Origin of the sequence: Natrononativus amylolyticus (genome assembly GCF_024362525.1) — an archaeon.
GTDB lineage: Archaea > Halobacteriota > Halobacteria > Halobacteriales > Natrialbaceae > Natrononativus > Natrononativus amylolyticus.
Window position 1 is genome coordinate 1,013,665 of the sequence record NZ_CP101458.1, and the last position, 12,573, is coordinate 1,026,237.

The following is a 12,573-nucleotide window of genomic DNA, read 5'->3' on the forward strand; positions in this document are numbered from 1 at the left end:
GAAAGCGTGCTTTCAAGTCCGACCGCGCGCAACCGAAACGCATGACAGCGAACCCCGGAGATCGCGTCCGGCTCGAGGGCGCAGACGGGTCCTACGAGGGCGTGTTGCTCCCCTCGACCACCGACGACCACCTCGTGGTGAAACTCGAGGGCGGGTACAACGTCGGCGTCGACCGCGAGGAAGTCTCCCTCGAGGTGCTCGAGGAGAACGTCTACCGGATCGAGAGCGGCCAGAGCGACGAGAGCGGCTCTGCGGTCGAGTTCGACGACGACCTCCCCACGATCGCGCTCATCTCGACCGGCGGGACGATCGCGTCGACGGTCGACTACCGAACCGGCGCGGTGACGGCGCAGTTCGACGCGGAAGACGTCCTCCGCGCGGTGCCCGATCTCGCCGGCCGGGCGAACTACCGCGGGCGGGTCGTCGCAAACATCCTTTCTGAGAACATGGAACCGCCGATCTGGCGGGAGCTCGCCGACGCGGTCGCGGCGGAGATCGACGCCGGCGCCGACGGCGTCGTCGTCATGCACGGCACCGACACGATGCAGTACTCGGCGGCGGCGCTCTCCTTCATGCTCGAGACGCCGGTTCCGATCGTCTTCACCGGCAGCCAGCGCTCGGCCGACCGGCCCTCCTCGGACAACGTCATGAACGCGGTTTGCGCCGTCGAGGCCGCCAAGAGCGACTGCGCGGAGGTGCTCGTCTGTATGCACGCCACGGAGTCCGACGACGTCTGCGCGCTCCACCGGGGCACTCGAGTCCGCAAGAACCACACCTCTCGGCGGGACGCCTTCGAGACCGTCGGCGCCGAGCCGCTGGGCGAGGTCGACTACGAGGCATGCGAGGCCCAGAGGGCCTCGAAAAGTCGAGCGGCGGCGAGCCGCGAGACCGAGGCGGTGTCCTTCCGCCGAGAATACCGCGAACGCGACTCTGTCGAACTCTCCGTCGAACCCGACCTCGAGGCGGACGTCGAACTCCTGAAGTTCACGCCCGGGATGGACCCCGCGTTCCTCGACGCCGCCGAAGGGAAGGCGGGGCTGGTGCTCGAGGGAACCGGCCTCGGCCACGTCCACACCGACCTGATTCCGCAGGTTGCGGAGCTGATCGACGGCGGGACGACGGTCGTGATGACCAGCCAGTGTCTCGAGGGGCGGGTCTGTGACCGGGTGTACGACACGGGTCGCGACCTGCTCGAGGCGGGCGTCCTCGAGGGCGAGGACACCCTGCCCGGAACCGCGAAGGTCAAGCTGATGTGGGCGCTCGCGAACGCCGACGACGTCGAGGAGGCGATGGCGACGTCGCTGGCCGGCGAGATCCAGGAGCGCTCGCGGCCCTGGGAGTGAGATGGCCGCCGGACTCGAGATCCGTCGGGCGACCCACGACGACTACGAGGCGGTCAAATCCGTCTCCGAAACCGTCTGGCCCGACCACGGCGGCGACTACCTCCACCGCGTCTACCACGACTGGCTCGAGGACGCCGACGACGACACCAAGCGGACGTTCGTCGCCGACGCCGGCGACGAACTCGCGGGGATCGTCCAGGCCGTGATGCTCTCGCCCGAGGAGGCCTGGTTCCAGGGGATGCGCGTCAACGCCGACTACCGCCGCCAGGGGGTAAGCACGCGGCTCAACGACGCCTGCTTCGAGTGGGCCCGCGATCAGGGGGCGACCGTCGGCCGGATCATGACCTACTCGTGGAACGTCGCGGCCCTGGGGGCGGCTCGAGCCGGCGGCTTCGAGCCCGTCACCGAGTTTCGGTGGGCGCAGCCCGACCCCGATCCCGACGCGGACGGCCCGCTCCCGGTTTCGAACGACCCCGCGGCCGCGTGGCGCTACTGGGCCGACAGCCCCGCCCGCGACCACCTCCGGGGGGTCGCGCTCTCGCCCGAGGAGAGCTGGGCGGTCTGTGAACTCACCCGCGAAATCCTCGCGACGGTCGGCGAGGAGACCGCGGTGTTCGCGGTCCACGGCGACGACGGCGTCGCCGGGGCGAGCTACCGGACCCGCGAGTACGAGCGCCGAACCGACGACGGCGCGATCGTCACCTGGGTCGAGTACGGCGTCGGCGCCTGGGACGGCCTCGAGGCCGCCCGCTCGCTGTTCGCGGCGATCGCTCGGGACGCGGCGACGCTCGGCGCCGACCGGGTTCGTGTGTTGATCCCCGAGACCGTCGGCTTCGTCAGCGACGCCTCGCTGGTCGCCGAGGGGATCTCGGAGGAGCCAGATTTCGTCCTCGGCATCGACCTCACCGAGGCCTGACACGGCCTGCTGTGATTCTGTACCGGTGATCGCCGCCCCGGTCAAGCGATCACCGGGAGCACGTTACAAGATCCGTATGACCGAGCACCGCCGGCTGGCGAACAGTTACCTCCGACCGGTGCGGAGACGGTCGTATGCGCGCAGCGATTCTCGAGTCCTACGGCGAACCGCTCTCGATCGAAGAGGTCGAATCACCCGAACCCGCCCCCGACGGCGCGGTGATCGAGGTCGAGGCCTGCGGCGTCTGCCGGAGCGACTGGCACGCCTGGCAGGGCCACGGCGAGTGGGCCGACGACCGGGTCCCGCTGGGACAGATCCTCGGCCACGAACCCGCCGGACGGGTGCTCGAAGTGGGCGAGCGAGTGGACGAAACCCGTCTCGCGCCCGGCGACCGGGTCGCGGTGCCGTTCAACCTCGGCGACGGCACCTGCCACCAGTGTCGAAACGGCCACGGAAACGTCTGCACCGACGGTTACGCCCTCGGATTCGAGCCCGCGGTTCCCGGCGCCTTCGCAGAACGGGTCCACGTCCCCCACGCCGAGTTCAACGCGGTCCACCTCCCCGACGGCGTCGAACCGGAGGCCGTCGCCGCGCTCGGCTGTCGGTACGTGACGGCGTTTCACGCGCTCGCCCACCGCGCCGACCTCGCCGGCGGCGACTGGGTCGCCGTCCACGGCTGTGGCGGCCTCGGCCTGGCGGCGGTCCAGATCGCGAGCGCGCTCGGTGCCCGCGTGATCGCGGTCGACATCCGGGAGGAGCCCCTCGAGCTGGCCGCCGCCGTCGGGGCCGAAGCGACGGTGAACGGCGCCGACGAGGACGTGCCGGCCGCCATCGAGTCGAGTACGGACGGCGGCGCGCACGTCTCTCTCGACTGTCTCGGCCGGGCCGAGACCTGTCGAAACAGTGTCGACTGCCTGCGCCCCCGCGGCACCCACGTACAGGTGGGGCTGACGACCGACGCCGAGCGCGGCGAGGTCGCCCTCCCGGTCGACGAGATCACCCGCTGGGACGTCTCCGTTCTCGGCTCGCGCGGAATGCCGCCCTCGCGCTACGACGAACTCCTGGGGATGCTCGAGTCCGGCGCCCTCGACCCGGGCGCGCTCGTCACCCGTCGCGTGACGCTCGAGGAAGTCTCCGACCGGCTGGCGGCGATGAGCGAGTACGACACTCGAGGGTTCGAAGTCGTCACCCGGTTCTAACCGCCGCTGACCGGCGGAAACAGCGCCAGTTCGTCGCCCGCCTCGAGTTCCGTCTCGAGGCCCGCCTCCTGGCTCCGGACGTCCTTGCCGTTGCGGAGCACGTTGATCTGTGAGCGCAACGCCCCCTCCTCGTCGAGGACGCGGTCTTCGAGGGCGGGTCGGTCCTCGAGCAGCGCCTCGAGCGCGTCTCCGACCGTCTCGCCATGCTCGACGTCGACGGTGACGTGGCGGCCGTCGGCGTGTTCGGCGAGGTCGGCGAACAGCTTCCACTCCATAGGCGGCGCTACCCGCGCCGACGGCAAGTAGCTACCGCTCTCGCCCCTCGAAGGCGTCCGGGCGACCGAGGACGAACGCGACGTCGCCCGACTCGAGGCGGTGGTCGGCGGCCGGGAGCGCAACGGCGTCGCCGGCGCGGTCGATCGCGAGCACGAGCCCCGGAACCCCCGCGACCGTCTCGCCGGCCAGCGAGCCGTCGACCGTCACCGCCGCGACCGCCTCGTCCGCAGCCCGGAGGAGCGAGACGAACTCTCGGCCGCCCCCGCGCGAGCCGGGGCGGGTGACGAGGCGGTACGGCGCCGACTCCCCCGGCTCTGTCGCGTCCGCCCCCGGTCGCTCGAGCGCCTCGACGGCCGCCGCGTCGAGGGCGACGGTCGCGACGTCGCCCGCCGCCGCCCGCAGTTCGGCCGTCGTCAACCGGACGGGGCGCCGACCGCCCGCGGGGTGTGACCACACCTCCACCGCGTCGCCGGGGCTGGCGTCGGGAGCCGGGTCGGCCTCGAGCGCGACCGCCACGGTCCCCGGCGCGAGCGTCGGACCGATCCCGGCGGGCTTGCTGCCGACGGCGAGGCGCTCGACCGTTCCGTCGGCCGCGAGGTCGACCGCGACGTGGTCGATCCCGTAGTCGCGCTCGAGGCGCGCCACCAGCCGCTGTCGGCGCTCCTCGTCGGTGAGCCGCCGCGGGAACAGCAGCGTCTTGCCCGCGAGCGTCACCCGCGTCGACTCGTCGACGGGGTCGTAGCCGTCGGCGTCGTCGATCGTCGCCGGCAGTTCGACGGCGACGACGCGTCCGGCCGAGCGGACGAGCTGGCTCACGTCGTCGACCGTCCGCGGCGCGCTTCCGGCGACGAGGTCGACGGCGAGGGCGTTTCCGAGGCGGCGGCCGCCGTCTGCGGCGATGGCGCTGGCCGCGAACGCGGTAACGGTGTACACCGCCGTTCCGGGGTCGAGCAGCGGCGTGTCGCCGATGATCGCGTCCCCGAGGGCGCTCTTCGTGTTCAACCAGAGGGCGACCGTCGAGATACCGAGCAGCACCGCGACCCCCTCCGGGATCTCCTCGGCGCTGTACCAGCGGTAGGCGACCGCCGCGCCCGCGGCCGTTCCACCGGCGAGTGCGCCGAAGCCGACGATGCGGACGACCGCGTCGAGCAGCAGCGACGTCGAGACCTGCGCGAGGGTCGACGGCGCCGCCGCGGCGACGGCCGTCATCGGCCCCACCTCTCGGCGGCCGCCTCGAGGGCCGTCGGACGTCCCGCGACGACGAGTTCGTCCCCCGCCTCGAGACCGGCTTCGACGTCGCGGCCGAACGCCCACTCGGGACTCGAGCCGTCGGCCGCGTCCCGCCGCCGGCGAGCGAGGACGGTCACGCCGTCGCTCGCGTCGACGGCGGCTCCGTCACCGACCGTCAGGCGACGAACGCTCCGGCCGCCGCGTTTCAGCAGCGAGAGCGCCCGAAGCTCCGGGCTCGTCCCCCTCGACTGGACGACGACCCGATCGATGCCCGCCTCGAGCAGTCGTTCGACGTCGCCGTCGGGCACGACGATCGTCAGCCGACCGGCCCCGCCGTCGCTCGCGTTCGCGCCGGTCGCGCTCCGGACCGCCGGGTGGTCGCTCTCCGGGGCGGCCTCGACCGGTTCGACGGGCGGCGCGGCCGTCGGTTCGTCGGCCGCCCCGTGCGCGCTGAGTACCGTTCCGTCGATCGTGCCGACGTCTGCGCGAACGGTAACTTCGTCGCCGGAAGCGAGTCCCGTCGGGACCAGCGTCTCGAGGGAAACCGCTCGATACCCCCCGGAAATCCGCCGCGAGAGCCCGCCCGACGGTGGCGCGGCGGCGATCGTCGCCCGACCCCGCTCGTCGATCGAGACCGAGACGTCGGCGAGGTCGTACGCCGTTCGCAGCCGCTCGGCGAGTCGGACCTCGAGTTCCGACAGCGGGAGGTCGGCGGGCAGCCGCCAGGAGTCTTCGCGGATGCTCGCCCGGAGCGCCGACGGGAGCGGCGGATACCCTTCGACGTCGCGGATCTCCCCGAGGGGGCGAACCGTCACCTGGCCGATACCGCCGACGGTTTCGACGACGTCCGCCGAAAGCGTCCGCCTGCGGATCTCCGTCAGCGAGACCCGCCGCGGGAGTTCGCCACCCAGCCTGTCGCCCTGGCTGTGGGCGTACAGCGCGAGCATGAGAACGACGAGGACGGCGACGAGCAGCCGCGGCGACTGGGTGATCGTCGGTTCGACGAGGCCGAGCAGCCCACCCTGAACGCTGGCGATCGAGAGCGCGAGGACGACCACACCGAAGCCGGGTAGCGAGACGCCGGTGACGTAGCGGACGAGAAAGCCGAGCGTCCCGGCGACGAGCGCCGGGACGATGCCGGTCAACAGCCCGAGGTAGATGCCGAGGAGCACCTCGACCGGAAGCGAGGTCATTGTGGGTCGGTCGCAGGCGATCGGTAAACCAGTACCGACCGAAGCGCCGGGCTCGAACGCCCCTCGAGACGCCGTCACACGGGCTGTCGGAGGCGAAGGCGTTTACTACCGGCCTGTCGGAGTCGTGGGTATGGTCGGCGAACGGGTGATCGAGCGACTGCCCGAAAACTGGCGGTGGGTCGTCACGACCCGCGCAGCCGTCGGGCTGGCGCTGCTCGTCGCGCTCCTGTCGGTCGCGACGGGCGTCCTCAACATCGAGCAGGAGGCCGCCGACTTCGGGCCCATCGCACCCCACGTCCCCCTGGCCGTCCAGGAGGCGGTCGGGTTCACCGGCGCGCTGACCGGCTTCCTGATGGTCGGCAGCGCGCTCGCGCTCAGGCGGGGACTGCGAGCCGGCTGGTGGGCGACGTTCCTGCTGTTGCCGCTGACGGCGGTTCAGGGGCTGTTGCAGGCGAGCCAGTACTCGCTACCGCTGGTCGTCCTCTCGCTGATCTCGCTGCCGACGCTCCTGCTCTCGCGCAGGCGCTTCGACCGACAGCTCTCGCTGTCGACGACCCAGCTCGCCGCCGGCGGCGCGCTGGTCGGCGTCCAGGCCTACGGCACCTTCGGCGCGTTCGCGCTGCGCGAGCAGTTCGACGGCATCGACCACCTGCTCGACGCCTTTTACTTCACGCTGATCACCTCGAGCACCGTCGGCTACGGCGACATCGGACCGGAGACCGAGCAGGCGCAGCTGTTCACCATGTCCGTCGTCGTCCTCGGGGTGGCGAGCTTCGGTATCGCCATCGGGGCGCTCGTCGGCCCGGCGATCCAAGCGCGGATCTCGAAAACACTCGGAATGATGACCGACTCAGAACTCGAACTCTTAGACGACCACGTCCTCGTCCTCGGCTACGGGGATCTCACCGAACCGATCGTGAACGAACTCGACACCGCCGACATCCCGTTTCTGGTCGTCACCCGAGACGAGACCGCGGGATCGGAACTCAGAGACCGAAGTGTCAGCGTCCTGAACGCGAACCCCAGCGACGAGGAGCCGCTCCGTCGCGGCAAGATCGCGACCGCGCGGGCCGTCCTCGTCGCGACGGACGACGACGCCCAGGACGCCCTCGCGGTGTTGACGGCTCGAGAGCTCCGCCCGGACGTCCGCATCGTCACGGCGGCGACCGACCGCGAGAACACCCGCAAGCTCGAGCGCGCGGGCGCCGACGACGTGGTCAGCCTCTCGGAACTGGGCGGACACCTGCTCGTGCAGTCGGCGCTCGGCGCGGACGAGTCGCCGGTCGTCTCGAGTCTTCTGAAAGACGAGTAGCGTTACTCGGGAGCGCCCTCGAGGATCTCGACGCCGCTCGAGGCGCCGATTCGCTCGGCGCCCGCGTCGATCATCTCGAGTGCGTCCGCGTAGCTGCCGACGCCGCCGCTGGCCTTCACGGGGAGGTACTCGCTCATCAGGGAAACGTCCTCGAGGGTCGCGCCCCCGTCGGCGAACCCGGTCGAGGTCTTCACCATCGCCGCGTCGGCGGCGAGCGCGGCCTCGCACGCACGGTGTTTCTCGTCGTCGGAGAGCAGTGCGGTCTCGATGATCACCTTCACCGGGATCGGCACCGCGGCGACGAGCTCCTCGAGTTCGGCAGCGACGGCCTCGTCCTCTCCCGCCCGAAGCCGGCCGACGTTGATCACGACGTCGAGTTCGTCCGCGCCGGCTTTCCAGGCGAGGACGCCCTCGCGGCGCTTGACGTCGTGGTCGTTCTGGCCGTGGGGGAAGCCGACCACGGTCGCGATCGTCACCTCGGGGGCGGACGTGACGGCCTCCTCGAGGTAACACGGCGGGATGCAGGCGTTCATGCCGTACTCGGCGGCGGCGTCCAGTACCTCGTGTACGTCCTCGAGCGTGGTCTCCGGGCCGAGGACGGTGTGATCGATCATCGGGGCGAGCTCCTGTCGGTGCATGTCGCTGTCGTCTCACCGGACGGGTAAAAACCCGTCCGGTTGCTTTTAGGCCCTGGTGACGAACCCTCGGGTATGACCGACGACCAGCCCGCGATCACACCCGACGTTCGGGCGACGGCGACGGACATCGCCGAGATGGAGGTTCGCGGTGCGGCGACGATCGCGAGCGCGGCCGCCGGGGCGCTCGCGACCCAGGCGACCGAGAGCGAGGCCGAGACGCCCGCGGCGTTCCGGGCGGAGCTTCGCGCGGCCGCCGCGGAGCTGTACGAAACCCGGCCGACGGCGGTGAGCTTGCCAAACGCGCTCCGGTACGTTCTGCGCGGAATGGACGGGGAGACCGTCGCCGCCCTGCGGTCGTCGACGATCGCGCAGGCCGAGCGGTTCCAGCGGGATCTGGAGCAGGCCCAGGAAACCCTCGGCGAGGTCGGCGCGAATCGCCTCCGCGACGGCGACGTGGTGATGACTCACTGTCACTCGACGGACGCCCTCTCTTGCGTCGAGGCCGCCCTCGCAGACGGCAAACACATCGAGGCGATCGTCAAGGAGACCCGGCCGCGAAAGCAGGGCCACATCACGGCCGAACAGCTCCGCGAGATGGGCGTCCCGGTCACCCTCGTCGTCGACAACGCCGCCCGGCGCTACCTGGACGAGGCGAACCACGTCCTCGTCGGCGCAGACAGCATCGCGGCCGACGGCAGCGTCATCAACAAGATCGGCACCAGCGGGCTCGCCGTCAACGCCCGCGAGCGCGGCGTGCCGGTGATGGTCGCCGCCCAGACGATCAAGCTCCACCCCGACACGATGACCGGCCACACCGTCGAGATCGAGATGCGCGACGAGCGGGAGGTACTCTCCGAGAGCGAGCGCGCCGAGATCGCCGCCGGCGACCCCGACGACGCGCTCGTCGTCGAGAACCCCGCATTCGACGTCACGCCGCCCCGACACGTCGACGCGATCGTCACCGAGCGGGGACAGTACCCCCCGGAGAGCATCGTGATGCTCATGCGCGAACTGTTCGGGGAGACGACGGCCGAGCCCTGGGAGCGCTGAGCGCGACGGCGGCGGTGCACGCCGGACCGGCGGGCGACCGGGCGGGCGACGCACCGATGCGGCCGTCCGCGCCGGCGGCGAACCGGGGCGAAAGCAACCGGAAACGGTTAGTCACTGCTCTGAGCCATTTCGGCCTATGGTGTTACCTGATGGGTTCCTCCTCCCGCCGTGGTACGTGCTCGTACCGCTGGTGCTCGTACTGATCGGGGTCGTGGCGCTGCTGTGGGTGCTCGAGCCGCCGGTGACCGACCGAACCGTCATCGCCTTCGCCCCCTGGATGATGCTCGGCTCGGCGTTACACGTCCTCTACCGCCTCGAGGCCTATCCCTCGCACCTCGCGGAGCTGTTCGGCTCCCCGACGGTGTACCTGACGACGGCGGTCGTCGCGGGGATCGTCTGGATCCTCGCCTGTTTTCTCTACGCCGCGGGGCTCCAGCGCTCGATCGAGCGCGTCGTGGGGATCGTCGGCACCGGCTTTTTCTCCGTGTTCGCGATGTTTACGCTGTTTATCGGCTGGGAGCTGGGTTCGTTCACGCCGTTCTGGCCGGTGATCTCGGTCGTCGTCGCCGGGATCCTCACCGCGCTGGTCTGGATCGCACTCGGTCTCTGGGCGACCGAGGTCGCCGCCGTCACCGGCCTCACAGGCGCGCTCGTCGTCTTCGGACAGGCGCTCGACGGCGTCTCGACGGGGATCGGCTACGACCTCCTCGGCGCCGCCGAGGAGGTGCCGGCCTCCCGGATGATCCTCGAGGCCGCCGAGGCGCTCCCGACCTACGAGTACGTCGGCGCCGGCTGGCTGTTCGCCCTCCTCAAGGTCGCCCTCGCCGTGTTCGTCGTCTGGCTGTTCACCGACTTCGTGCGCGAGGAGCCCCGACGGGCCCGCGTAGTGCTCGCGCTGGTCGCCGCCGTCGGCCTCGGCCCCGGCACCCACAACGTCCTCCTGTTCACCGTAACGTAGACGTCAGGGTTTTGCTTCCGGGGGTCGTCGACTCGACGTATCGCCGATGGTTACCGTGCTCACCGCGGGACACGTCAACTGGGACGTGACCCTCCGCGTCGACAGGTTGCCCGAGCCCGATGGGGAAGCGTCGATCCGCTCACAGCGCCAGTCCGGCGGCGGGAGCGCCGCCAACGTCGCCGTCGCCCTCGCCGGTCTCTCCCGTGACACCGGCCTGATCGGGAGCGTCGGCGACGACGACAACGGCCTGCTTGCCAGGCGCGAACTCGAGGCCGCGGGCGTCTCCCTCGAGGGGCTCCGGGTGGTCGAGAACGCCGACACCGCGGTCAAGTACCTGCTCGTCGACGACGACGGCGAGGTGTCGGTACTCGGCAACGACGGCGTCAACGAGGCGGTCGAGCCCCACCACGTCGACGGCGACCGGATCCGGTCGGCCGACCACGTCCACCTGACAAGCCAGCGCCCCGACACCGCGGCCGAAATCGCCCGCACCGCCAGCGACGCGGGCGTCACCGTCAGCTTCGACCCGGGTCGCCGGCTGGGCGAGCGCGACTACGGCGAGGCGCTCGCGTGCGCCGACGTGATCTTCGCGAACAGCCTCGAGGTCGAGGCGATGCTCGAGGAGGAGTACGCCGACTCCGACTTCAGCAACCGGATCGTCGTGATCAAACACGGCGGCGACGGTGCGGAGATCCACACGCCCGACGGCTCGTACAGCCACCCCGGCTTCGACGTCGAGGCCGTCGACACGACGGGCGCCGGCGACGCCTTTGCGGCCGGCTTCATCGCCACGACGCTGCGGACCGACGACCTCGAGCGCGCCCTCGAGTACGCCAACGCCTGCGGCGCGCTCGCAGCGGCCCGGAAGGGGGCACGGAGCGCGCCGTCGACCGCGCGCGTCCGGGAGTTCCTCGAGACCCAGTGCTGATCGGCAGTCGGTCGTGATCGATCGGGACAGATACGCCGTCTACCGGCCGTCTCGTTCTCATCGGGTGTCGTCTGACGGTAGATATATGGGCGACGCCGTTGGTACTCAGAATAGAAAGTCACGGAAACGTGACGGAGAGCCATGAACAAGCAAGCTACCGGCGGATTCGACATCGAAGACGGGGGGTTCCGTAAGCGCGTCCGATACGAACGAGACGAGAACGAACCACCGAGCGTCGCCGTCGCCACCGCGGTCGCTCAGTTCCGTGGTAACGACGTGACGGCCGCGACCACGCGGCTGTACGACTACATCGATCCCGAGGCGCTCGACGCCCTGTTCGCCGACAGGTACGACGGACAGGGCCGGCCCGGCGGTCGGATCCGGTTCGAGGTCGACGGGCTCACCGTCGTCGTCCGAAACGAGAGCGTTCAGGTGTACCCGAACGCCTGATCGGTCCACGGCGGCGAACGGACCTTTTTTCCCACCGCCCGCAAAAGCCGCGCACATGGCAACCCAGCCCCACCTGCTGGTCGACGACGGTGACGTCCACGACATCGCACTCATCCCCGGCGACCCCGGCCGAGTCGATCGGATCGCCGGCCACTGCGACGACGCCGAAACGATCGCTCAGAACCGCGAGTACAAGGTCGTTAACGCCACCTACGGCGATCGGGAGCTGACGGTCTGTTCGACTGGGATCGGCTGTCCCTCCGCGGCCATCGCCGTCGAGGAGCTCTCGAACGTCGGCGTCGAGACGTTCGTCCGCGTCGGCACCACCGGTGCGCTCCAGGCGGACGTCGAGATCGGCGACATGGTCGTCGCGACCGGTGCCGCGAAGAACGAGGGGACCTCGAAGCGCTACGAGGCCGTCGAGTACCCCGCCGTCCCCGACTACGAGGTGCTCTCGGCGCTCGTGGACGCTGCGGAGAGACACGCGGCCCAACGGGCCGCGGAAAGCGCGAACGGCGAAGCCGTGAGCGGCGACGAGGAGGTCCACGTCGGTCCCATCGCGAGCGACGACGCCTACTACGCCGAGAGCGACGACGCCGTCGCCGACTGGGAGGCCGCGGGCTTGCTCTCGGTGGAGATGGAGGCCGCAGCGGTGTTCTCACTGACCCGCCGCAAGGGCCTTCGCGCCGGCGCGATCTGTACCGTCGACGGCAACCTCGTGAAGGGGACCCAGAAGGGGACTGACACCGAGGACGACGAACTCCCCGAGAAGGCGAAGAACAACGTCGGCCGGGCGATCGACATCACGCTCGAGGCCGCGACCCGGCTCTAGCACACGCAGCGATAACGACGCGAAAGAGGCAGCTCGCTCCCGCCGGTCGCGGTCAGCTGCAGGCGATCCTCGCCGACGATCTGATACTCGTAGCGGGCGCCCTCGTGCTCGGCTTCGATCCACGGCGGGTCGTCGTCGGGCTCGTGGCGCGTTACGTCGACCGACATGGCCGGACCGGCCACGGGGACGGCAGAAAGCGGTCGGCTTGCAGTCGCCACGCGTAGCCTCAGCCTCACCCCCGCCGTAGT

The 12,573-nt window shown here is 70.6% G+C and carries 14 protein-coding genes; 9 read left to right on the forward strand and 5 right to left on the reverse strand.

Going from position 1 to position 12,573, the window contains the following annotated elements; genetic code table 11:
• Positions 1 to 41: 41 nt before the first annotated feature.
• The 3 genes from gatD to NMQ11_RS05215 all read left to right on the forward strand — a co-directional run bounded on the left by gatD (position 42) and on the right by NMQ11_RS05215 (position 3,458).
• Positions 42 to 1,343 (forward strand): Glu-tRNA(Gln) amidotransferase subunit GatD, encoded by a 1,302-nt coding sequence (gatD, locus tag NMQ11_RS05205; protein ID WP_255170347.1) that lies wholly within the window; start codon positions 42 to 44, stop codon positions 1,341 to 1,343.
• Between the two features lies 1 nt (position 1,344).
• Positions 1,345 to 2,259, forward strand: coding sequence for a GNAT family N-acetyltransferase (locus NMQ11_RS05210; RefSeq protein WP_255170348.1), 915 nt, complete (start codon positions 1,345 to 1,347; stop codon positions 2,257 to 2,259).
• A gap of 134 nt (positions 2,260 to 2,393) precedes the next feature.
• The gene (locus NMQ11_RS05215) at positions 2,394 to 3,458 is read left to right on the forward strand and encodes a zinc-dependent alcohol dehydrogenase family protein (RefSeq protein ID WP_255170349.1); all 1,065 of its coding nucleotides are present in this window, start codon (positions 2,394 to 2,396) and stop codon (positions 3,456 to 3,458) included.
• Here NMQ11_RS05215 and NMQ11_RS05220 read toward each other — a convergent pair.
• Genes NMQ11_RS05220 through NMQ11_RS05230 form a run of 3 tightly spaced genes read right to left on the reverse strand, consistent with a single transcriptional unit; the run spans position 3,455 to position 6,157 of the window.
• Positions 3,455 to 3,733: a ubiquitin-like small modifier protein 1 gene (locus tag NMQ11_RS05220; protein WP_255170350.1), complete on the reverse strand. Its 279-nt coding sequence runs from the start codon at positions 3,731 to 3,733 to the stop codon at positions 3,455 to 3,457. The two genes, NMQ11_RS05215 and NMQ11_RS05220, sit on opposite strands and share 4 nt — an antisense overlap.
• A 31-nt stretch (positions 3,734 to 3,764) precedes the next feature.
• Positions 3,765 to 4,943, reverse strand: a complete 1,179-nt coding sequence (locus tag NMQ11_RS05225; RefSeq protein ID WP_255170351.1) for a DUF8167 domain-containing protein — start codon at positions 4,941 to 4,943, stop codon at positions 3,765 to 3,767.
• Positions 4,940 to 6,157 (reverse strand): DUF8167 domain-containing protein, encoded by a 1,218-nt coding sequence (locus NMQ11_RS05230; protein WP_255170352.1) that lies wholly within the window; start codon positions 6,155 to 6,157, stop codon positions 4,940 to 4,942. The genes NMQ11_RS05225 and NMQ11_RS05230 overlap by 4 nt, the downstream gene beginning before the upstream one ends.
• Before the next feature lie 130 nt (positions 6,158 to 6,287).
• Here NMQ11_RS05230 and NMQ11_RS05235 point away from each other — a divergent pair, with 130 nt between their 5' ends.
• On the forward strand, positions 6,288 to 7,469 hold the full coding sequence (locus tag NMQ11_RS05235) for an NAD-binding protein (protein ID WP_255170353.1): 1,182 nt from the start codon (positions 6,288 to 6,290) through the stop codon (positions 7,467 to 7,469).
• A 2-nt stretch (positions 7,470 to 7,471) separates the two neighbouring features.
• Here the strand turns inward: NMQ11_RS05235 and deoC are convergent, their stop codons facing one another.
• The gene (deoC, locus tag NMQ11_RS05240) at positions 7,472 to 8,107 is read right to left on the reverse strand and encodes a deoxyribose-phosphate aldolase (protein WP_255170354.1); all 636 of its coding nucleotides are present in this window, start codon (positions 8,105 to 8,107) and stop codon (positions 7,472 to 7,474) included.
• 72 nt (positions 8,108 to 8,179) lie between these two features.
• Between deoC and NMQ11_RS05245 the strand changes: the two genes are divergently transcribed.
• The 5 genes from NMQ11_RS05245 to NMQ11_RS05265 all read left to right on the forward strand — a co-directional run bounded on the left by NMQ11_RS05245 (position 8,180) and on the right by NMQ11_RS05265 (position 12,325).
• Positions 8,180 to 9,157, forward strand: a complete 978-nt coding sequence (locus NMQ11_RS05245) for a ribose 1,5-bisphosphate isomerase (protein ID WP_255170355.1) — start codon at positions 8,180 to 8,182, stop codon at positions 9,155 to 9,157.
• Positions 9,158 to 9,293: 136 nt separating this feature from the next.
• Entirely contained in the window at positions 9,294 to 10,115 is an 822-nt protein-coding gene (locus NMQ11_RS05250; RefSeq protein WP_255170356.1) for a DUF63 family protein, read from the forward strand.
• 46 nt (positions 10,116 to 10,161) lie between these two features.
• Positions 10,162 to 11,043 carry an ATP-dependent ribose-1-phosphate kinase gene (locus NMQ11_RS05255; protein WP_255170357.1) on the forward strand — a complete coding sequence of 294 codons (882 nt, stop codon included), beginning with the start codon at positions 10,162 to 10,164 and terminating at the stop codon, positions 11,041 to 11,043.
• A gap of 141 nt (positions 11,044 to 11,184) precedes the next feature.
• Positions 11,185 to 11,493 carry a HalOD1 output domain-containing protein gene (locus NMQ11_RS05260; protein ID WP_255170358.1) on the forward strand — a complete coding sequence of 103 codons (309 nt, stop codon included), beginning with the start codon at positions 11,185 to 11,187 and terminating at the stop codon, positions 11,491 to 11,493.
• A gap of 55 nt (positions 11,494 to 11,548) precedes the next feature.
• Positions 11,549 to 12,325, forward strand: a complete 777-nt coding sequence (locus NMQ11_RS05265) for a guanosine phosphorylase (RefSeq protein ID WP_255170359.1) — start codon at positions 11,549 to 11,551, stop codon at positions 12,323 to 12,325.
• On the opposite strand, the gene NMQ11_RS05270 is transcribed toward NMQ11_RS05265, so the two are convergent.
• On the reverse strand, positions 12,322 to 12,492 hold the full coding sequence (locus NMQ11_RS05270; protein ID WP_255170360.1) for a hypothetical protein: 171 nt from the start codon (positions 12,490 to 12,492) through the stop codon (positions 12,322 to 12,324). The two genes, NMQ11_RS05265 and NMQ11_RS05270, sit on opposite strands and share 4 nt — an antisense overlap.
• Positions 12,493 to 12,573: the final 81 nt, after the last annotated feature.